The organism is Delftia acidovorans SPH-1, assembly GCF_000018665.1.
GTDB lineage: Bacteria > Pseudomonadota > Gammaproteobacteria > Burkholderiales > Burkholderiaceae_C > Comamonas > Comamonas acidovorans.
This window is the reverse complement of sequence record NC_010002.1, coordinates 5,632,800-5,653,595: the sequence shown is the minus strand read 5'-3', so window position 1 is coordinate 5,653,595 and position 20,796 is coordinate 5,632,800. Positions and strand designations below refer to the sequence as shown.

The following is a 20,796-nucleotide window of genomic DNA, read 5'->3' as shown; positions in this document are numbered from 1 at the left end:
CGGCTCCTGCCGTCACGCCTGTCTTTTTGCCCCCGGCAGGCGCAGCTGCATGCGCAGGCCGCCCAGCGGCGAGCGGCTGGCCGCGATGCTGCCGCCATAGGTCTGCACCAGGTCACGCACGATATCCAGGCCCAGGCCCGCGCCGGGCCTGCGTTCGTCCAGGCGCTCGCCGCGCTCGAAGATGCGGCCAAGGTCGGCGTCTTCGATGCCGGGGCCGTCATCGTCCACCGTCAGCAGCAATGGGCCGCCGGCCTGATCGTGCTCCAGGCCCTGGACTTCCAGGCTCACGGCCTGGGCTGCCCACTTGCCGGCGTTGTCCAGCAGGTTGCCCAGGATTTCCATCAGGTCCTGGCCATCGCCCAGAAAGTCCCAAGGCTGCACATCGCCCTTCAGCGCGAAGCGGATGCCGCGGCCGGCGTGCAGCCGCTCCATGGTGCGCACCAGCGAGGCCAGCGGCGGCTCCAGCGGCGTGCGCAGGCCCGTGGCCTGGCGGGCCGCAGCGCGGGCGCGTGCCAGATGGTGGTCCACCTGGCGGCTGGCGCTGGCGACCTGCTCGCGGACCAGTTCGGCCAGCGCCCCGCCTTCCTGCGCGGCGGCATTGCCGAGGATGGACAGCGGCGTGTTCACCGCATGGGCCAGGTTGCCGGCCTGCGTGCGCGCGCGCTGCACCATGTCGGCGTTCACATCCAGCACATGGTTGAATTCCTGCACCAGGGGGCGCAGTTCCTGCGGAAACCGGCCTTCGAGGCGCGGCGTTGCCCCCTTGCGCACGTCGGACAGGCCCTTGCGCAGCAGTTGCAGCGGCCGCAGCGCCAGGCGCAGCTGCAGCACCACGGCCAGCACCAGCCCGGCCGCCAGCGTGCCCAGTGCGGCGATCAGCATGGTGGTGAAGCGCTGCATGGGCTCGGCCAGCAGGGCGCTGTCGGCCGCAACGATCAGGCGCAGCGGCGGCGCATCGGCCTCGGGCAATTGCAGGGGGCGTGCCACGGCCACGAGCTGGTGGCCCTGGCCATCGGGCAGCATGCCGGTGTTCAGCGCCGTGTCCTCGTGGTGCTCATCCGGGCGGCCGGCATCGGCGCGGAACTGGTGCCAGTCCAGCGTCTGGTCCCACAGCGAACGAGAGCGCAGCAAGCCGGCCTTCTCGGGCGGACCCGCGCCATCGCTCACCTGGTCGATCTGCCAGTACAGGCCCGACAGCGGCTGCGCCAGGCGCGGGTCGCCCACGGCCAGCCCGACCTCGATGCGCCCTCCGGGCAGGCTGTTGACGGCTGCGCTGAGCTGGTCGAGCTGCAGCACCAGCTGCGCCTGCAACTGCTGCGCGATGTGGTCGCGGAACAGGCCGCGCAGCCCCCAGCCGGCCAGCAGCACGGCCGCCAGCACCCAGGCCAGCGTGCCGGCCAGCAGGCGCAGGCGCAGCGAATCACCGAGCCGGGATACCTGTCTTTCCTGTGGCGCGTTCATGCAGCGGGCGCGCCTTCCACCAGCCGGTAGCCCAGGCCGCGCACGGTCTCTATGCTGCCGGCCGGCAGCTTCTTGCGCAGGCGGCCGACGAAGACCTCGATGGTGTTGGAGTCGCGGTCGCTGTCCTGCGGGTAGATGTGTTCGGACAGTTCGGTGCGCGATATCACCTGCCCCACGCGCTGCATCAGCAGGGCCAGCACCTTGAATTCATGGCTGGTCAGCGTGAGCGGCTGGCCGGCGACGCTCACGCGGGCATGGCGCGAGTCCAGCACGATGGGGCCGCATTGCCACTGGGCGCTGGCGTGCGGGCTGAGCCGGCGCAGCAGGGCGCGCAGGCGGGCCATCAGCTCTTCCATGTGGAAGGGCTTGGCCAGATAGTCGTCGGCGCCGGCATCCATGCCGGCCACCTTCTCATGCCAGGCGCCGCGCGCCGTGAGGATCATCACCGGCATGACCCGGCCCTGCGCGCGCCAGGCGCGCAGCACGGTGAGCCCGTCGCGCACGGGCAGGCCCAGGTCCAGCACGGCGGCGTCGAATTCCTCGACCTCGCCCAGGTACTGGGCCGTTGCGCCGTCCGCGGCCGTCTCCACCGTATGGCCTGCCTGCTGCAAGGCCTGTACCAGTTGCCCGCAGAGCGTGGGCTCGTCTTCCACCACGAGGATTCGCATCTGCGTCTAGTCCTTGCGCTTGAAGCTCAGCACCTTGCCATCGCGTGCATCGATCTTGAGCTTGGCCACGCGGCCGCCCGATTGCAGCAGCCGGATCTCGTAGATGAAGCGGCCGTCGTCATGCTCGAACTCGACCTTGATGACCTGGCCCTGGTAGTCGCGCTCGACCTGGTCGAGCACGGTGCGCAGCGGCAGCACGCGGCCTTGCTGCAGGGCCTGGCGAGCGAGTTCATGGTCGCTGTCGCCGGCATCCGAGGGTGTGGTCCAGGAGGCCAGGGCCGCCGCCATCAGCAGCAGTGCGGCCAGCAGCATCCAGGACCTGCGAGGAATGGAGAAGGATGGAGTGGGCATGGAAAACTTTATAGCCCAGCGTGGATGAACCTCGGATGAACGGCTGCTTCAGCTTGCGTTCATGGCCTGCATCGAACAATGGCAGCACGCCGTCGCAATCCAACGGAAACGAAGGCGCAGCAGCCGGCAGATGCGGCCTTTTCAAATGCATCGCCAGCCCAATCGCCGACCCAATCGCCGGCCCAGTCGCCGACCTTCACATGCCAAGGAGAACCTCATGCCTTCCATCCGACAACTGATTTCCCGCGCTGCACGCCATGGCCTGACGGGCCTGGGCATTGTGCTGATCGCCACTGCCGGGCTGGCCGCCCAGGTGCAGGCCCAGGCAGCCGCCACGGGCGGGCCTTCCGTGACCGTACAGGCCGGCGAGGCCGTGGCCACCACGGTGGCCTCCGTGCGCGGCGCCTTCCAGGGGCCGGGGCTGAGCATCCGCGAAATCTTCGAGCGCATGGAAGTCCTGGGCTACCGCGACCTGCGCGAGATCGAGTGGGAGGACGGCCTCTACCAGGTCAAGGGCCAGACCGGCGATGGACGCCCTGTGAAGCTCTACGTCGATGGCAACAACGGCAACGTGCTCAGCATCCGCGCTCGCAATTGAGGCCGGGCGGGCAGGCTGATTTTTGTCAGCAAGTGTTCTGTCCGGTCGGCAGGCATGCGGCCTGGGACGTTGAAGCGGTATGCAGCCGCTGGCCGGTCCGGTGGCTGCCCTTGATCGATCCACGGACAGTACACAGGAGATTCTCATGCCTTCCATTCATCGCTTGAGCGCCATGGGCGCCGGCTGCATTGCCGCGCTGATGCTCAGCGCCTGCGCGGGCTACCCCCAGCAGGGTGGATACCCGGGTGGCGGCTACCCTGCCGGCGGCTATCCAGCCGGGGGCTATCCGACCAGCGGCTACCCCAGCGGTGGCTATCCCGGCGGCGGCCAGCCCGGCACGGCCTACCCGGGCGGCGGTGGCTATGTGCAGCAGGGGCGCGTGACCAATGTGCAACTGGTGCAGATCCAGCAGCCCAGCGGCATTGGCGGCTCGGGCATAGGCGCAGGGGCCGTGGTGGGCGGCGTGGTCGGCGGGGTGCTGGGCCGCCAGGTGGGCAAGGGCAGTGGGCGCGACATCGCCACCATTGCGGGCGTGGTGGGCGGTGCCATGGCGGGCAATGCCATCGAGAAGAACACCGGCCCTGGCGACCTGCGCGATGTCTACCGCGTCACCGTGCAGTTGAACGACGGCAGCACGCGCGTGTTCGACTACCAGAACAATCCGCAGCTGCGCATAGGCGAGAGCGTGCGCGTGGACAACAACCAGCTGATTCGCTGAGTACCAGGCTCGCTCCATGCAAAAGGGCTCCCCGCAGGGAGCCCTTTGCCATTTCAGCGCGGCAATTTCAGTGCAGCGTGTCGTTGCCCGGCGCCATGGGCTGGATGCGGAAGAAGCCGGTACCGGCCGAGCCGCGGCCGATTTCCTCCTCGGTGGCTTCGCGCACGCCTTCGACCTTCAGGTGCAGGCGCAGCGCAATGCCGGCCAGCGGGTGGTTGCCGTCCAGCACCACATGCTCGGGATAGATTTCCGTGACGGTGTAGAGCAGGTCGGGCTGCACGGCGCTGCAGCCCTTGGGCAGGGCGCTGGCCTCGAAGCTCATGCCTTCCTCCAGCTCGGCCGGGAACAGGGCGCGCGGCTCCAGGAAGATCAGGCTTTCGTTGTAGTCGCCAAAGGCTTCCTCGGGCTCCAGGTGCAGGTCCAGGGTCTTGCCCTGGCCGTGGCCCTGCAGGGCTTCCTCGATGCGCTTGAGCAGATCGTCGCCGCCGACCAGGAACTCCACGGGCTCATCGAGCACGTCCAGTTCCTCGCCCAGGGTGTCCTTGAGGGTCCAGGTCAGAGCGACCACGCATTGTTCTGTGATTTCCATGGTGTGCAGCTTGTGCGGCCCATGCCGCGGTGGGGAAAAAGAAAGACCGCCGCGCGCGCCCGTGTTTGACGAAGGCGTGCCGGCGGCCGCGTTGGCGCGATTTTCCCACGGCTGCCCGGCTGCTGCGCAGGCCGGGCGGCGAGTCCTGCCGATCAGAACGGATAGTGGCGGGGGGTGGTCTGCATGGTGATCCAGCGCGTCTCGGTGAAGGCATCGATGCCTGCCTGGCCGCCGAAGTGGCCGTAGCCCGAGTTTTTCACGCCGCCAAAGGGCATCTGTGCCTCGTCATGCACGGTGGGGCCGTTGACGTGGCAGATGCCGGCCTCGATGCGCGCCGCCACGCGCCAGCCGCGTGCGGTGTCGCGGGTGTAGACGGACGAGGACAGGCCGAATTCGTTGTCATTGGCCATGGCGATGGCCTGCTCCTCGCCGCGCACGCGCACGATGGCCTTGACGGGGGCGAAGGTTTCCTCGCGGAAGATGTCCATCTCGGGCGTGACGCCGTCGATCAGCGTGGCCGCCATCAGGGTGTTGGTGGCCTTGCCGCCGCACAGCAGCCTGGCGCCCTTGGCCAGCGCGTCGTCGATCAGGCGGTTGGCGCGCTCCACGGTGGCCATGTCCACCACCGAGCCCAGCACCACGGGGCCCTTGCGCGGATCGCCCAGCGGCAGCGAGCTGGCACGGGCCACCAGCTTGTCCAGGAAATCGCCGGCCACGGACTCGTCCACGATGATGCGTTCGGTGGACATGCAGATCTGGCCCGAGTTGGCGAAGGCACCGAAGGTGCAGCCGGCCACGGCGGCGTCGATGTCGGCATCGTCCAGCACCACGAAGGGCGCCTTGCCGCCCAGCTCCAGAATGGCGGGCTTGAGGTACTTGGCGCAGGTCTGGCCGAGGATGCGGCCCACGCGCGTGGAGCCGGTGAAGTTCACGCGGCGCACGGCCGGGTGGGCCACCATGGCTTCGACCACGGCCCCCGCATCTTCGGGCGCATTGGTCACGAAGTTGACCACGCCGGGCGGCAGGCCGCCTTCCTGCAGGGCCTCGATGATCAGGCCGTGCGTGGCGGGGCACAGCTCCGAGCCCTTGAGCACCACGGTATTGCCGCAGGCCAGCGGCGTGGCAATGGCGCGCACGGCCAGGATGACGGGCGCATTCCAGGGCGCAATGCCCAGCACCACGCCAGCGGGCTGGCGCACGGCCATGGCCAGGCTGCCGGGCACGTCCGAGGGAATGATCTGGCCGTTGATCTGGGTGGTCAGCGATGCGGCCTCCAGGAACATGCTGGCAGCCAGGTGCACGTTGAAGCCGGCCCAGATGCCCGATGCGCCGGTCTCGGCGGCCATGGCGGCGGCAAAGGCCTCGGTCTTGGCCTCCAGCGCCTGCGATGCCTTCATCAGCATCTGGCGGCGCTCGGTCGGACCCAGCGCGGCCCAGGCGGGGAAGGCCTTTTGCGCGGCCTCGACGGCACGCACGGCATCTTCGGGGGTGGCGGCCGGGGCGCGCGTGGCCACCGATCCGTCCAGCGGATTGCGGCGCTCGAAGGTGGCGCCATTGCCGGCCTGTGCGGCCTGGCCTGCGATGAGCATGGTTTGTTCGATCATGACTGTCTCCTTGGTATGCGGTTGTGGCCTGGGCGTTGGCGCTGCCGGGCGTGCCGGTCATCGTAGAAGCAGGCGATGGCGAAGGCAGCCCGCTGCGCGCACAAAGCGCATGACGGATCGTGCACAGGCTCCGGGGTTTACCCTTGTCCTGGCTGTCCGCGGGGAAAGCCAAGGGGCGCGATGGGCCTGCACTTTCCCATAATCAAGTCCATGGCCGCACACAGATCCTTCACCCGTGCGGCGAGCAGGAGGGACCGCACATGACCGATGCCATGGTGTTGAGCACCGACGGACTGCCGCCCGGCGAGACGGCGTCGGCTTGGCACGCCTGGATGTCGAGCCTGTTTGCGGGCCTGGATACCGATGTCTATGGCGATCGCCTGTTCGAAGGCCATGTGCGCGTGGCCAATGCCGGCGATGTGGTGCTGACCCGGCTGGAGGCGGGCCGCCACCGCGTCATGCGCAGCATGCAGGGCCTGCGCGCCCATGAGTCCCCCTATCTGAAGATCGTCGCGCCCTGGGAGGGCGTGGCCAGCGTGCGCCAGCACAACCGCGAGGCCAGCGTGCGCAAGGGCAGCTGGGTGATCTATGACACGGCGCAGGAGTACGAGGTCACCAACCCCGAATGGTCTGAACACCTCATCGTGATGCTGCCGCGCCAGGCCATCGTGGACCGGGGCATCCGGCTGGAAGGGCTGATGGGGCGCAATGTGGGCGGCAGCTCGGGCATTGCCCGCATCGCGCTGGAAACCATGCGCAGCACGTACCAGGAGCTGCCCGGTATGGCGCCGCATCTGGCGCGCCGCGCGGGCGAGCTGCTGGTGGACATGGTCCATCTTTCGCTGCAGGAGCTGGCCGGGCAGGGCACGGCAGGCACGCAGCAACTGGCGCTGCAGGACCGCATCCGCGCCCATGTGGCGGCCCACCTGCGCGACCCGGGCCTGTCGGTGGAGTCCGTGGCCGCCGCGCTCAACTGCAGCAAGCGCCATCTGCACAACGCCTTTGCGGACAGCCAGACCAGCCTGGGCGCCTTCATACAGCACAGCCGCCTGGAGCTGTGCATGCGCGAGCTGCTGCAGCCCGCCCAGGCGCAGCGCACCATCACCGAGGTCGCCATGGATTGCGGCTTTGGCAGCACCGCGCATTTCAGCCGCGCTTTCAAGATCTATACGGGCCTGTCGCCCTCGGATTTCAGGGCCATGCGCAAGCCGGCCGGCTGACTGCCACGAAGCCATTGCGGGGCAGCTTGCGCTGGCGCCAGGACAGGGCAATGCCCGCATAGGACAATGCCGCCCTGTCTCTTCGCTCACTTCGGACCATTTCATGGACACCAACACACCGCTTGCCCTGCTGGGCGGGCTTACCGCTTCCCAATTCATGCGCCGCCACTGGCACAAGAAGCCCTTGCTGGTGCGCCAGGCAATCCCGGGCTTCAAGCCCCTGATTCCCCGCGCCAGGCTGCTGGCCATGGCAGGCGAGGACGGTGTGGAGTCGCGCCTGATCCAGCAGCAGGACGGTGGCCAATGGAAGCTCAGCCACGGCCCGCTGTCGCGCCGCAGCCTGCCCTCGCTGCAAAAGCCCGGATGGACCGTGCTCGTGCAGGGCGTGGACCTGCACGACGACGGCGTGCACCAGCTGATGCAGCAGTTCCGCTTCGTGCCCGAGGCGCGGCTGGACGATCTGATGATCAGCTTTGCCACCGACCAGGGCGGCGTGGGCCCGCATTTCGACAGCTACGACGTCTTCCTGCTGCAGGCGCATGGCCGCCGGCGCTGGCGCATCGGCCGCCAGAAGGACCTTTCGCTGCAACCCGATGTGCCGCTGAAGGTGCTCTCGAATTTCGAGCCCGAGGAGGAGTTCGTGCTCGAGCCCGGTGACATGCTCTACCTGCCGCCCAAGTGGGCCCATGACGGCATCGCCGAGGGCGAGTGCATGACCTACTCCATCGGCTTTCGCTCGCCCGCGCGCGACGAACTGGCCCGCGAGCTGCTGCTGCGCATGTCCGACGAGCCCGATGAACCCGAAGCGCCCATGGTCTACCGCGATCCCGACCAGCCCGCCGTCGAGGCTCCGGGCGAGATTCCGTCGAGCCTGCACGACTTCGCGCGCAAGGCGCTGGAGCGCGCGCTGGCCGAGCCGCTGGCGCTGGAGCGCGCGCTGGGCGAGTACATGACCGAGCCCAAGGCCAATGTCTGGTTCGAGCATGGCGAGGAGCACGGCATGTTCGAGAGCGTGGTCCTCGATCGCCGCACGCGCATGATGTATGACGCAAAACACATCTTCATCAACGGCGAAAGCTATCTGGCCGGTGGCCGCGATGCCACCCTGATGCGCAAGCTGGCCGATACGCGCGCCCTGTCACGCGCCGACCTGGCCAAGGCCAGCGATGACGCGCTGGAGCTGCTGTCCTCCTGGTTTGACGCCGGCTGGGTGCGAGGCGGGCCGCTGTCCTGAACCGGGTAGACGCTGTGACGCAGTCATGCTAAGTTCGGGCATTCACCGTTGACAGCGTTCTGCTGATTCAAGGCGGACTCCGATAGATTTGTAAAGAATTGTCTTGGGTTCGTCAGTAAATTGACAGCAACCTGGTTTTGTTACACAGTGGACGCCAAGGCAGCTTCCTGCTGCCCCATTCGGACTTGGCAAGAGGATTTGTGCGGAATTGTTCAGAGGCTGTCAGTTTCAGTCAGCCTTGAGAAAATCTCCCTATAATTCGCTCCAAGTCGAATGAATGTGTTTGACGTGGCTTGGCCGCCGCGTACCGGTTGCCCGCATCCGGTGGCGCAAGTGGCGGGGCCCCTCCTGTGTACTGTCTTCTTACCTACTCTCTAGGAAACTGTGATGAAGAACTCTCTGATCCTGGCTACCGTGATCGCTGCTGCAGCTCTGGCCGCTTGCGGCAAGAAGGAAGAGGCTCCGGCCCCCGCTCCCGCACCCGCCGTTGAAGCTCCCGCACCGGCAGCTCCCGCTCCCGCAGAAGCTCCTGCTGCTCCCGCCGCCGACGCTGCTGCTCCCGCAGCGCCTGCCGCCGACGCTGCAGCACCTGCTCCCGCTGCTGACGCTGCCGCTGCAGACGCCGCCAAGGCCGCTGCCGACGCTGCCGCCAAGGAAGCCACCAAGCAGTAATTCGGCCCTCGCCGATGGCAGAGGTTTCGGCCTCTGCTGCGAAAGAACCGCATCCTTCGGGCTGCGGTTTTTTTTCGTCTTCGCTTTGCTTTGGTCCAGCAAAAAAGCCACCGGCAAATGACTGCGCGGTGGCTGCAAGCCAAGGGCGGACGCTGCCGCCCCAAGGCTCGAAAAGAGGCTTGCTTACTTCATGTCGTCGGTGATGACGCGCACGATGCGCTGGGCATTGGCCGATGTCTCGGGCTGGCCCTGGGTGTTGAGCACGGTGACGGTGGACTTGTCGCCTTCGCTGCGCACCTGGATCTGGTACTTGACCGGCGCAGCCGCATCGGGCGAGCGGCTGAACAGCTTGCTGAAGAAACCCTTGGGCTCGACCTTGGCGTCAGGCGCGACATAGCGCACGAAGTAGATGCCGCGGCTGCGGTCACGGTCCTCCACGGTGAAGCCCGTGCGGTCCAGGGCCACGCCGACACGGCGCCAGGCGCGGTCAAAGCCTTCGTCGATCTGCAGCACGGGCTGTCCGTTGGCGGATTCCATGCGCACGCTGCCGGTGGCGGCTGCCGTGGTGGTGTTGGCCTTGGCCACGGCATCGGCCTGCTCCTGGCTCACGCCGAGCTTGACCATCAGGCGGCGCAGGAATTCGGTTTCCAGTTCCGGGTCGGAGGGGCGCGGCTGCCAGATGGTCTGGTCCTTCTGGGCGCTGGTGTAGACCTCCTGCATGCCGCGGTGCGTGATGTAGACCTCGGTGGAGCCGTCGGCCGAGCGCTCCAGGCGCGTGCGGAAGCGGTCGCGCTCGCTGGTGGAGTACAGGCCATCGAAGACCTTGCCCAGCGTCTTGCGGATCACGTCCTGCGGGATCTTGGCGCGGTTCTCGGCCCAGTCGGTCTCGATGATGCCCAGCTGGCGGTCTTCGGTAGTGAAGATGAAGCCGTTTTCCAGCCAGAAGTCGCGCACGGGCTCCCACAGCTGGTCAGCCGGGCGCTTGATCACCAGCCAGCGCTGCTCGCCGTTGCGCTCGATGCGCACATCGCCCAGGGCGGCGGTGGCGGTGCGGCCTTCGGCGGGCTTTTGCGCCTTGGAGTTGGCTTCCATGGCTGCGGCGGAGACCACGCCGCCGGGCACGGCATAGCGGGAATCCGTGGACAGCTGGGTCAGATCCGGGGGGACTTCCAGGGTGGGCGCCTGCTGCTTGCCGGCGCTCTTGTAGTCGATCTTGCTCTCTTGGAACGTGGTCGTGCAGGCTGTCAGGCCGATGGCCAGGCTCAGCAGGCTCAGACGTGCAATGGGCTGTTTCACGCGAATATCCTTGGTGCGTTCGGTCGGTGGGGCAGGGCGCCTCACAGCAGGCCAGCGGAGCCCAGGGCGGCTTCCACGGTGGCTTCCAGGTTCTTGCTCAGAGGTGTCATCGGCAGGCGCATGGCCGGGCCGCACAGGCCCAGGCGCGCTGCGGCCCACTTGACGGGAATGGGGTTGGCCTCGACGAAGAGGTTCTTGTGCACGGGCATCAGGCGCAGCTGGATGTCCATGGCGGTGCGCACATCGCCGGCCAGGGCCGCCTTGCACAGATCGCTCATCAGGCGCGGTGCCACGTTGGCCGTGACGCTGATGTTGCCGTGGCCGCCGCACAGCATCAGGGCCACAGCGGTCGGATCATCGCCGGAGTACACGCCGAAGTCCTTGGGCACTTCACGGATCAGCCATTGGGCGCGCTCGATGTTGCCCGTGGCCTCCTTGATGCCGATGATGGCGGGGATCTGCGCCAGGCGCAGCACGGTGTCGTGCTGCATGTCGGCCACGGAGCGGCCGGGCACGTTGTAGAGCACCACGGGCAGGTCGCCCACCGCTTCGGCAATCGCCTTGAAGTGCTGGTACTGGCCTTCCTGCGTGGGCTTGTTGTAGTAGGGCACGACCTGCAGCTGGCTGTCGGCGCCGACCTTCTTGGCGTAGCGGGCCAGCTCGATGGCCTCGTGCGTGCTGTTGGCGCCGCAGCCGGCCATCACGGGCACGCGGCCCGCGGCCTGCTCGACGGACACGCGGATGATTTCGCAGTGCTCCTCCACGTTGACGGTGGGGGATTCACCTGTCGTTCCCACCACGCCGATGCAGTCCGTGCCTTCGGCCACATGCCAATCGATGAGTTTTCGCAGCGCCGGGTAGTCAACACTACCGTCCTCGTGCATGGGCGTGATGAGGGCAACGATGCTGCCAGTGAGAGCGACGGAGGAGGATGTCATGTCCGCAAGAAAAAACGGGAAAGGATCATTCTAACGAGTGTCGGAGGCAGGCCCAAGGCGGGCGCCTGTAGGGATTCAGGCGATTGCAGAGCCTGACGCCTTCTGATGCGCCAGCATGGCCACGGGTTCCCGGCCTGTTGCATCGGGGCGCAGTGCCGCAATGCGCTGGACCATGCGATCGGGCTCGCCCAGCTGGCCGTGCTCGTAGGCCACGATGTGCCAGCCCGTGCAGGCCTGCAGCAGCTCGCCGGGCGCCAGCAGGAAATCGGGGCGGGAAGGCTTGCCGAAAGCCTCATTGCCCTGGGCAAAGGTTTCGTACAGCAGCACGCCGCCGGGGGCCACGCTGTCCAGCAGTGCCGGCCACAGCGGGCGCCACAGATAGTGGGTCACGACCACGGCGCCGAACTGCCGGCCGGGCAGGGGCCAGGGGCCGTTTTCGATGTCGGCGCACAGCAGCTCGCCCACGCCCTGCAGGCCGGCCAGGGCCTGGGCGTCGCGGTCCACGCCGGTGACGGCGTGGCCACGCGCTTGGAACCAGCGCATGTGCCGGCCGGGGCCGCAGGCCACGTCAAGCACCGAGGCCTGGGGTGCCAGAAGGTGCGACCAGCGTTGGATCCAGGGCGAGGGCGGCGTGGCTGCGTGCATGTGCAAATTTGGAAATAAAGTGAAAGCGGCCGACATTGTGCCGCCGGGCCTTCGCCGCTCCGCCTCCATTTCAGAAGCAGGCCCAGATCTGGTCTGCCATGCCCAGCATGAACTGCGGCTGCAGGTAGAGCATGAAGACCAGGCCCAGCACCAGTAGCACGGCGGCCCACAGCGCCAGCCTGCGCAGGATGCGTGAGCGGGGCCTGGTGGATGTCGTCATGTCAGGCAGCGGCCTGGGCCGCGCGCAACCGTGCCACCGGGGCTTCGCGTATGGGCAGGTTCAGCAGGCCGGCGGCCACGCCCAGGCCGATGGCCAGGTACCAGACCACCTGGTAGCTGCCCGTGTGGTCATAGAGATAGCCGCCCAGCCAGACGCCCAGGAAGCTGCCCACCTGGTGGCTGAAGAACACCATGCCGCTCAACATGGACAGATGCTGCACGCCGAAGATCTGGGCCACGGTGGCGTTGGTCAGCGGCACGGTGGACAGCCACAGCAGGCCCATGGCGGCAGAGAAGATGTAGACCGACCACGGCGTCAGCGGCGCCAGCAGGAAGAGCACGATCACCACCGAGCGCGTGAAGTAGATGGTGGACAGCAGGTAGCGCTTGGGCAGGCGCTGGCCCAGGTTGCCGGCCACGTAGGTGCCAACGATGTTGAACAGCCCCACCAGCGCCAGCGAGATGCTGGCCACCTGCGGTGCCAGGCCGTAGTCCTTGAGGTAGCTGGGCATGTGCACGCCGATGAACATCACCTGGAAGCCGCAGACGAAGTAGCCGGCCGTCAGCAGCACGAAGCTGGGCGTGCGCAGCGCTTCGGCGACGGCCTGGCCCGCGCTCTGGTCGCGCACGGGACGGGCGTTGCCGGGCTGGAAGCCCGGCTCGCGCAGGCCGAAGGCCAGCGGAATGATCATCAGCGCGCACAGCGACAGCAGCAGCAGGGCGTTGGACCAGCCGAAGTTCGAAATCAGGCTGCCTTCCACGGGCACCATGAAGAACTGGCCGAAGGAGCCCGCCGCCGCCGTCACGCCCATGGCCCAGCTGCGCCGCGCCACGGGAATCTGGCGGCCCAGCACACCGTAGATCACGGCATAGGTGGTGCCTGCCTGGGCTGCGCCGATCACCACGCCGGCCGTCAGGGCGAACCAGGTTGTCGTGGGCGCCATGGCCATGCCGGCCAGGCCCAGCGCATACAGCAGCGCGCCCACCAGGAGCACGCGGAAGGCGCCGAAGCGGTCGGCCAGCATGCCGCCGAAGATGCCGAGCACGCCCCAGGACAGGTTCTGGATGGCGATGGCCAGCGCGAAGGACTCGCGCGTCCAGCCCATCTCCTGGGTGATGGGCTGCAGCCACAGGCCGAAGCCGTGGCGGATTCCCATGGACAGCGTCACGACTGCGCCCCCGCACAGCAGTATCTGCACCATGGACATGGGTTGGTTGTTTTTGTGCATGCGGCAAACTTTAGCGAAACTCCGGGTTTTGCGCTGTGCCGCTTGGGTCGCCCATGCGCCAGCGCGGCCCTTGATGGCAGCGGCTTTTTCGGGATAGTCACTGTCAATGACTGTGAATGCATCCAGCACTGAGCCGGGCCGCGCACTACAATCCGCCCCCATGGCAGTCAAACCATCTCCCACTTCCGCCAGCGAATACTCCGAAGGCTCGATACGCGTGCTCAAGGGCCTTGAGCCCGTCAAGCAGCGTCCCGGCATGTACACGCGCACCGACAACCCCCTGCACGTGCTGCAGGAGGTGATCGACAACGCGGCCGACGAGGCCCTGGCCGGCTTCGGCAAGAAAATCCGCTTCACCCTGCATTCCGACGGCTCCTACAGCGTCGAAGACGACGGCCGGGGCATCCCCTTCGGCATGCATCCCGAGGAAAAGGCGCCCGTGGTGGAGCTGGTCTTCACGCGGCTGCATGCGGGCGGCAAGTTCGACAAGGGCAAGGGCGGCGCCTACAGCTTCTCGGGCGGCCTGCACGGCGTGGGCGTCTCGGTCACGAATGCGCTGGCCACGCGCCTTGAGGCCTGCATCCACCGCGAGGGCAAGGTGGCCACCATCGCCTTCTCGGGCGGTGACGTGGTCGAGCCCCTGCAGTCGCGGCCGCTGGCCGCGGGCGAACGCAAGCAGGGCACGACCGTGCGCGTGTGGCCCGATGCCCGCTATTTCGAATCGCCCCAGCTGCCCATGGGCGAGCTGATGCACCTGCTGCGCAGCAAGGCCGTGCTCATGCCCGGCGTGTCGGTGACCCTGGTCAACGAGAAGACGCGCGACACCCAGACCTGGCAGTTCAAGGGCGGCCTGCGCGACTACCTGCAGCAAAGCCTGCATGGCGAGGCGGTCATCCCCCTGTTCGAGGGCGAAGGCTTTGCCGACCGCCACCACGACAGCTTTGCCGAAGGCGAGGGCGCCGCCTGGTGCGTGGCCTTCACCGAGGACGGCGCACCGCTGCGCGAAAGCTATGTCAACCTGATCCCGACCACCGCCGGCGGCACGCATGACAGCGGCCTGCGCGACGGCCTGTTCCAGGCGGTCAAGGCCTTCATCGAGATGCACTCGCTGCTGCCCAAGGGCGTCAAGCTCATGCCGGACGACGTGTTTGCGCGCGCCAGCTATGTGCTCAACGCCAAGGTGCTGGACCCGCAGTTCCAGGGCCAGATCAAGGAGCGCCTGAACTCGCGCGATGCCGTGCGCCTGGTCAGCGGCTATGTGCGCCCCGCGCTGGAGCTGTGGCTCAACGAGCACGTGGAATGGGGCCGCAAGCTGGCCGAGATCGCCATCAAGGCCGCGCAGACCCGCCAGAAGGCGGGCCAGAAGGTCGAAAAGCGCAAGGGCTCGGGCGTGGCCGTGCTGCCGGGCAAGCTCACCGATTGCGAAAGCCGCGACCTGAGCCTGAACGAGGTCTTCCTGGTCGAGGGCGACTCGGCCGGCGGCAGCGCCAAGATGGGCCGCAACAAGGAAACCCAGGCCGTGCTGCCCCTGCGCGGCAAGGTGCTCAACACCTGGGAGGTGGATCGCGACCGGCTGTTCGCCAACAACGAAATCCATGACATCTCGGTGGCCATCGGCGTGGACCCGCATGGCCCCAACGACACGCCCGACCTGTCGGGCCTGCGCTACGGCAAGGTCTGCATTCTTTCGGATGCCGACGTGGACGGCTCGCACATCCAGGTGCTGCTGCTGACGCTGTTCTTCCGCCATTTCCCCAAGCTCATCGAGGCCGGCCACATCCATGTGGCGTTGCCGCCGCTGTTTCGTGTGGACGTGCCTGCGCGCGGCAAGAAGCCTGCGGCCAAGATGTACGCGCTGGACGAGGGCGAACTGACCGCCATCCTGGACAAATCGGCCAAGGACGGCGTGCCGCGCGAAAAATGCCAGATCAGCCGCTTCAAGGGCCTGGGCGAGATGAATGCGGAGCAGCTGTGGGAAACCACGCTCAACCCCGACACGCGCCGCCTGCTGCCCGTGCAGTTCATGAACCTGGACTTCGCGGCGGCCGAGCAGGTCGTCACCAAGCTCATGGGCAAGGGCGAGGCCGCAGCGCGCCGCGAGCTCATGGAGCTCCATGGCGACGCCATTGAAGTCGACATCTGACCCATGACTGTGCTCCGCGCCGCCCTGAAGCACCGCCCGCACCTGGCGCGCGGCGCCGGGGTGCGCGCGCTGGCGGCGCTGGGCCTGGCCCTGGCGCTGTGGGGGCTGGCGCGGCCGGCGCATGCCGATCTCTGGGCCTTCGTGGACGAGCGCGGCATCACGCACTTCGCTGCCGAGGCGCTGGACGAGCGCTACAGGCTGTACTTTCGCGGCTCGGTCTATGACAGCGCCGAGCAGGGGCTCAAGCCCCCGATGGTGCAGGCCGAGGCCGCTGCCGACGCTGACGGCAGCGGCGATGCCGGCCGCAGGCTGCAGGCGCATACGCGGCTGCAAAGCTTCTTCGACATCTCGCCGCGCTACAAGAGCGTGCGCGGCCATCTGCGCAAGGCGGCGGACCACACGGGCGTGGACTACGATCTGCTCAAGGCCGTGATCGCCGTCGAGTCGGGCTTTGACGCGCAGGCCATCTCGCCCAAGGGGGCGGTCGGCCTGATGCAGCTGATGCCGGCCACGGCCCAGCGCTTCGGCGTGGAGGCCAGCCGCCAGCGCAGCGTGCAGCAGCAACTGGCCGATCCGGCCGTCAACGTGCCGGCTGGCGCGCGCTACCTCAACCATCTGATGGGGCTGTTCCCCGGCCGGCTGGACCTGGTGCTGGCCGCCTACAACGCAGGCGAGGGCGCCGTGCGGCGCGCGGGCCAGGCCATCCCTCCCTTCCAGGAAACCCGCAATTACGTGAAGGCCGTGCTCGGCATCTACGAGCAGCTGCAGGGCGGGCGCGAGCGCGCGGGCCCTGCAGCGCCTGCAGCAGCGGCGTTGCCGGGCACCACGCCCCGGGTGCGCATGACGCTGCCCACAGGACTGCCCACGCCGCAATGAGCGGCATTCATTGCATTTTTTGAGATCACGAATTTCTTCATGAGCGACCAAACCTCTCTGGATCTGGCACAACAGGCGGCCGGCGATGCACTGGACCTGGGCCAGTACGCGCAACGGGCCTATCTCGAATACGCACTGTCCGTGGTCAAGGGCCGGGCACTTCCCGACGTGACCGACGGCCTCAAGCCCGTGCAGCGGCGCATTCTGTACGCCATGGACCGCATGGGCCTGAGCTACAGCGGTCCCAACCACAACACGGCGGCCAAGCCCGTCAAGAGCGCACGCGTGGTCGGCGATGTGCTGGGCCGCTTTCACCCGCACGGCGACCAGTCGGCCTACGACGCGCTGGTGCGCATGGCGCAGGACTTCAACCAGCGCTATCCGCTGGTCGATGGCCAGGGCAACTTCGGCAGCCGCGACGGCGACGGCGCAGCCGCCATGCGCTACACCGAGGCGCGCCTGTCCAAGATCACGGGCCTGCTGCTCGACGAGATCGACATGGGCACGGTGGACTTCGTGCCCAACTACGACGGCAGCACGCAGGAGCCGCAGCAACTGCCCGCGCGCCTGCCGTTCGCCCTGCTCAATGGCGCCAGCGGCATTGCCGTGGGCCTGGCCACGGAAATCCCCAGCCACAACCTGCGCGAGGTGGCCGACGCCTGCGTGGCCCTGATCAAGCGGCCCCAGCTCAGCGACGAGGAACTGTTCCAGATCATCCCCGGCCCCGACTATCCGGGTGGCGGGCAGATCATCAGCAGCGCCTCCGACATCCAGGACGCCTATCGCACGGGCCGTGGCAGCCTCAAGCTGCGCGCGCGCTGGAAGATCGAGGAGCTGGCGCGCGGCCAGTGGCAGATGGTGGTGACCGAGCTGCCGCCCGGCGTCTCGGCGCAGAAGGTGCTCGAAGAGATCGAGGACATCACCAATCCCAAGGTCAAGACCGGCAAGAAGGCCTTGAGCCAGGAACAGACCCAGCTCAAGGCCAGCATGCTGGCCGTGCTCGACGGCGTGCGCGACGAGTCCAGCAAGGATGCGCCGGTGCGCCTGGTCTTCGAGCCCAAGACCGGCAAGGTGCCGCAGCAGGAACTGATCACGGCGCTGCTGGCGCATACCAGCCTGGAGTCGTCCAGCTCCATCAACCTGACCATGATCGGCCTCGATGGCCGTCCGGTGCAGAAAAGCTTGCGCCTGATGCTCGAGGAATGGATCGCCTTCCGCCAGACCACGGTCACGCGGCGCAGCCAGCACCGGCTGGCCAAGGTGCTGGACCGCATCCACATCCTCGAAGGCCGGCAGGCCGTGCTGCTGAACATCGACAAGGTCATCGCCATCATCCGGGCCAGCGACGAGCCCCGGCAGGCGCTGATCGATGCCTTTGCGCTGTCCGAGCGCCAGGCCGACGACATTCTTGAAATCCGCCTGCGCCAGCTGGCGCGGCTGGAGGCCATCAAGATCGAGCAGGAACTCAAGGAGCTGCGCACGGAGCAAGGCAAGCTCGAAGACATCCTGGGCAGCGAAAGCACCATGCGCCGCCTGATCTGCAAGGAGATCGAGGCCGATGCCAAGCAGTTCGCCGATGCGCGCCGCACGCTGATCCAGGAGGAAAAGAAGGTCGTCGCCGAGGTCAAGGTGGTCGATGAACCCACCACGGTCATCATCTCGGACAAGGGCTGGGTGCGCACGCGCCAGGGCCATGGCGTCGATGCGGGCACGCTCAGCTTCAAGGCCGGCGACAGCCTGCACGGCACCTTCGAATGCCGCACCGTGGACCAGTTGCTGGCCTTTGGCAGCAACGGCCGCATCTATTCGGTGCCGGTGGCGCAACTGCCCGGCGGGCGCGGCGATGGCCAGCCCGTGACCACGCTCATCGAGCTGGAGGCCGGCACCCAGATCCTGTACTACTTCGCCGGTGCCGAGGGCACGGCGCTGCTGCTGTCGGGGTCGGGTGGCTACGGCTTCGTGGCCATGGTGGGCGACATGGTCTCGCGCCAGAAGGCGGGCAAGGCCTTCGTCACGCTGGCCGACGGCGAGACGCTGTGCGCCCCGTCCACGGCCTACGGCGTTCCCATGGGCGCACGCGCCGAGCCGCAGGAAGGAGAGCAGGGCGCGGGCCTGCTGCTGCCAGCCACGCATGTGATCTGCGCTTCCACGGGTGGCCGCATCCTCACCTTCGAGATCGCCAGCCTCAAGCACATGGCCAAGGGCGGTCGCGGCCTCATGCTGCTCGACCTGGAGGACAAGGACACGCTGGCGGGCGCTGCCGCCTACACGCGCAGCATCCGCATCGATGGCGTGGGCCGCGGCGGCAAGGAGCGCAGCGAGACGCTGGAGATCCGCAGTCTCAACAATGCCCGTGGCACGCGCGGCCGCAAGGGCAAGTCGGCCGACCTGGGCTTCAAGCCGCAAAGCGTGACGCGCGTGGAGTAAGAATGCGGCCGCCCCTGCAATGCCCTCCGCGAAAGGGGCGGATCAGGGGTTTCCTCTGGGTTTTTCCGCCCACCAGGCCCTCTTCCAGGCCTCAACATGGAGTCTTCCAAAATGAGGGAGACTGCATATGCTGCGACTTCGCATGGCACACAAGCTGTGGCTTGCAGTGGCCGCCATCGTGGTGGCGCTGGTGGGCGTGGTCGGCTTGTCGGGCTATCGCTCGGCCCAGGTCCAGGCCCGGTCCGAGGCGGTGAACCAGGAGATGCAGGCGCGGGTCCAGGCCGCCGTGCGCTGGATGGGGCTGACCGAAACCAACGCGGCCCGCACCCAGGCCGTGGTGGTCAGCAGCGATGCCGCGGTCGAGGCCGAGTTCAAGGACGTGATCTCCGCCACCTCGGCGCGGATCACCGAGGTGCAGAAATCACTGGAAGCCATGCCCCTGTCCGACGCAGACAAGGCGCAGATGGCCAGGATTGCGGCAGCCCGCAAGACCATGACCGAACTGCGTGCCCAGGCGCGCCAGCTCAAGGCCGACGGCCGGCAGGAGCAGGCATTGGTCCTGGTCAAGCAGTCCTACAACCCTGCCGTGGATGCCTACCTGCAGTCGCTGCGCGACTTCGTGCAGATGCAGGAGCAGGTGGCGCGTACCAGCCAGCAAGAGATGGCCGCCTCGCGCAGGCTCACCGTGGGCTTTGCCGCTGTAGCCGTGGGCCTGCTGCTGCTGGGCATCGTCATCGGCGCCCATTTTCTGATTGCCAGCATCCGCCGGCCCCTGGCCGAGGCCAGCGAACTGGCCGAACGCATTGCCGCAGGCGACCTGAGCGCAGGCGCGCAGGGACAGGCACAGCGTGCTGATGAATTCGGCGACCTGCTGCGCTCGCTGCAGGCCATGAGCGAATCGCTGTCGGGCATGGTGCAGCAGGTGCGCCAGAGCACGGACAGCATCGCCATCGCCAGCGCCGAGATCGCCACCGGCAACCAGGACCTGTCCGTGCGCACCGAGCAGACCTCCAGCAACCTGCAGGAGACGGCTGCCGCCATGGAGCAGTTCACCAGCACGCTGCAGCAAAGCGCCAGCAGTGCCCAGCAGGCCAGCAGCCTGGCGGCGGGCGCATCACAGGTGGCCCAGCGCGGCGGCGAGGTCGTGGCCCGGGTGGTCGAGACCATGAAGGGCATCAACGACAGCAGCCGGCAGATTGCCGACATCGTCGGCGTCATCGACTCCATTGCCTTCCAGACCAACATCCTGGCGCTGAACGCCGCCGTGGAGGCGGCCCGCGCCGGCGAGCAGGGCCGGGGCTTTGCCGTGGTGGCCAGCGAGGTGCGCACGCTGGCACAGCGCAGCGCGGCGGCTGCCAAGGAAATCCGCCAGCTCATCGGCGCCTCGGTGGAGCGGGTGGAGGACGGCGCCCGCCTGGTGGGCGATGCGGGCACCGCCATGGACGGCATTGTGCAGTCCGTGCAGCGCGTGGCCGACACCATCGGCGAGATCACGGCGGCCTCTTCGGAGCAAAGCGCGGGCGTGGCCCAGGTCAACCAGGCCGTGGGGCAACTGGACCAGATGACGCAGCAGAACGCGGCCCTGGTCGAGCAAAGCGCGGCCGCGGCGCAAAGCCTGCGAGAGCAGGCCGAGCAGCTGTCGCGGACGGTGGCGGTGTTCAAGGTGGCGCACCTGGCGCCTTCGCCGACGACGCTCGCAAGGCAGGCTGCGCCGGCGGCGCGCACTGCGCACAGCGCGGCCGCAGCGCCAAGGCGGCCGGCAGCAGCCGTGGCGCCTGCGGCTGCCGGGCCGGTTGCCGCGCGGCCTGCCGCAGCAAGGGCGGCGGCGCCCAAGCTGGCCTCGGCGCCCCGGCCTGCCGCACCGGCAGCCGAGGATGGCCAATGGGAGAGTTTCTAGCCGCCTGCGAG

19 protein-coding genes are annotated in these 20,796 nt (G+C 67.8%); 9 read left to right on the top strand and 10 right to left on the bottom strand.

All coding sequences use genetic code 11. From position 1 onward, the window contains the following. Window positions 1–12 precede the first annotated feature (12 nt). Genes DACI_RS25780 through DACI_RS25770 form a run of 3 tightly spaced genes read right to left on the bottom strand, consistent with a single transcriptional unit; the run spans window position 13 to window position 2,441 of the window. Window positions 13–1,461, bottom strand: coding sequence for an ATP-binding protein (locus tag DACI_RS25780; protein ID WP_012206899.1), 1,449 nt, complete (start codon window positions 1,459–1,461; stop codon window positions 13–15). Then, a complete protein-coding gene (locus DACI_RS25775) occupies window positions 1,458–2,129 on the bottom strand; it encodes a response regulator transcription factor (RefSeq protein WP_012206898.1) in 672 nt (223 codons plus the stop codon). Before DACI_RS25775 ends, DACI_RS25780 begins: the two co-directional genes overlap by 4 nt. Before the next feature lie 6 nt (window positions 2,130–2,135). Continuing rightward, window positions 2,136–2,441, bottom strand: a complete 306-nt coding sequence (locus DACI_RS25770) for a PepSY domain-containing protein (protein ID WP_012206897.1) — start codon at window positions 2,439–2,441, stop codon at window positions 2,136–2,138. Window positions 2,442–2,697: 256 nt separating this feature from the next. On the opposite strand from DACI_RS25770, the gene DACI_RS25765 reads away from it, so the two are divergent. Together DACI_RS25765 and DACI_RS25760 are read left to right on the top strand one after the other, a co-directional pair. Beyond that, window positions 2,698–3,078 (top strand): PepSY domain-containing protein, encoded by a 381-nt coding sequence (locus tag DACI_RS25765; protein WP_043782637.1) that lies wholly within the window; start codon window positions 2,698–2,700, stop codon window positions 3,076–3,078. A gap of 145 nt (window positions 3,079–3,223) precedes the next feature. Next, entirely contained in the window at window positions 3,224–3,796 is a 573-nt protein-coding gene (locus tag DACI_RS25760) for a glycine zipper 2TM domain-containing protein (protein WP_012206895.1), read from the top strand. A gap of 67 nt (window positions 3,797–3,863) precedes the next feature. Here the strand turns inward: DACI_RS25760 and DACI_RS25755 are convergent, their stop codons facing one another. Together DACI_RS25755 and DACI_RS25750 are read right to left on the bottom strand one after the other, a co-directional pair. Continuing rightward, window positions 3,864–4,385, bottom strand: a complete 522-nt coding sequence (locus DACI_RS25755; protein ID WP_012206894.1) for an FKBP-type peptidyl-prolyl cis-trans isomerase — start codon at window positions 4,383–4,385, stop codon at window positions 3,864–3,866. Between the two features lie 152 nt (window positions 4,386–4,537). Further along, complete coding sequence (locus DACI_RS25750) at window positions 4,538–5,989, bottom strand: aldehyde dehydrogenase (protein ID WP_012206893.1); 1,452 nt, start codon at window positions 5,987–5,989, stop codon at window positions 4,538–4,540. Between the two features lie 260 nt (window positions 5,990–6,249). On the opposite strand from DACI_RS25750, the gene DACI_RS25745 reads away from it, so the two are divergent. The 3 genes from DACI_RS25745 to DACI_RS31680 all read left to right on the top strand — a co-directional run bounded on the left by DACI_RS25745 (window position 6,250) and on the right by DACI_RS31680 (window position 9,115). After that, the gene (locus tag DACI_RS25745) at window positions 6,250–7,209 is read left to right on the top strand and encodes an AraC-like ligand-binding domain-containing protein (RefSeq protein ID WP_012206892.1); all 960 of its coding nucleotides are present in this window, start codon (window positions 6,250–6,252) and stop codon (window positions 7,207–7,209) included. Window positions 7,210–7,312: 103 nt separating this feature from the next. Further along, window positions 7,313–8,443 (top strand): cupin domain-containing protein, encoded by a 1,131-nt coding sequence (locus DACI_RS25740; protein WP_012206891.1) that lies wholly within the window; start codon window positions 7,313–7,315, stop codon window positions 8,441–8,443. A gap of 387 nt (window positions 8,444–8,830) precedes the next feature. Further along, the gene (locus tag DACI_RS31680; RefSeq protein WP_012206890.1) at window positions 8,831–9,115 is read left to right on the top strand and encodes a hypothetical protein; all 285 of its coding nucleotides are present in this window, start codon (window positions 8,831–8,833) and stop codon (window positions 9,113–9,115) included. Window positions 9,116–9,298: 183 nt separating this feature from the next. On the opposite strand, the gene bamC is transcribed toward DACI_RS31680, so the two are convergent. The 5 genes from bamC to DACI_RS25715 form a co-directional block, all read right to left on the bottom strand. Beyond that, on the bottom strand, window positions 9,299–10,411 hold the full coding sequence (bamC, locus tag DACI_RS25730) for an outer membrane protein assembly factor BamC (protein ID WP_016447628.1): 1,113 nt from the start codon (window positions 10,409–10,411) through the stop codon (window positions 9,299–9,301). Window positions 10,412–10,452: 41 nt separating this feature from the next. Beyond that, entirely contained in the window at window positions 10,453–11,349 is an 897-nt protein-coding gene (gene dapA, locus DACI_RS25725; RefSeq protein ID WP_012206888.1) for a 4-hydroxy-tetrahydrodipicolinate synthase, read from the bottom strand. A gap of 75 nt (window positions 11,350–11,424) precedes the next feature. Then, window positions 11,425–11,994 (bottom strand): class I SAM-dependent methyltransferase, encoded by a 570-nt coding sequence (locus DACI_RS25720; protein WP_043782632.1) that lies wholly within the window; start codon window positions 11,992–11,994, stop codon window positions 11,425–11,427. 70 nt (window positions 11,995–12,064) lie between these two features. Then, window positions 12,065–12,214, bottom strand: coding sequence for a hypothetical protein (locus tag DACI_RS32425; RefSeq protein ID WP_012206886.1), 150 nt, complete (start codon window positions 12,212–12,214; stop codon window positions 12,065–12,067). Window position 12,215: 1 nt separating this feature from the next. Further along, window positions 12,216–13,442: an MFS transporter gene (locus DACI_RS25715; protein ID WP_012206885.1), complete on the bottom strand. Its 1,227-nt coding sequence runs from the start codon at window positions 13,440–13,442 to the stop codon at window positions 12,216–12,218. Window positions 13,443–13,602: 160 nt separating this feature from the next. On the opposite strand from DACI_RS25715, the gene DACI_RS25710 reads away from it, so the two are divergent. From DACI_RS25710 to DACI_RS25695, 4 genes are all read left to right on the top strand, one after another. Beyond that, the gene (locus tag DACI_RS25710) at window positions 13,603–15,585 is read left to right on the top strand and encodes a DNA topoisomerase IV subunit B (protein WP_012206884.1); all 1,983 of its coding nucleotides are present in this window, start codon (window positions 13,603–13,605) and stop codon (window positions 15,583–15,585) included. A gap of 3 nt (window positions 15,586–15,588) precedes the next feature. Next, window positions 15,589–16,461, top strand: a complete 873-nt coding sequence (locus DACI_RS25705) for a lytic transglycosylase domain-containing protein (protein WP_012206883.1) — start codon at window positions 15,589–15,591, stop codon at window positions 16,459–16,461. 39 nt (window positions 16,462–16,500) lie between these two features. Continuing rightward, window positions 16,501–18,888: a DNA topoisomerase IV subunit A gene (parC, locus tag DACI_RS25700; protein WP_012206882.1), complete on the top strand. Its 2,388-nt coding sequence runs from the start codon at window positions 16,501–16,503 to the stop codon at window positions 18,886–18,888. Window positions 18,889–19,015: 127 nt separating this feature from the next. Next, the gene (locus DACI_RS25695) at window positions 19,016–20,785 is read left to right on the top strand and encodes a methyl-accepting chemotaxis protein (protein WP_012206881.1); all 1,770 of its coding nucleotides are present in this window, start codon (window positions 19,016–19,018) and stop codon (window positions 20,783–20,785) included. Window positions 20,786–20,796: the final 11 nt, after the last annotated feature.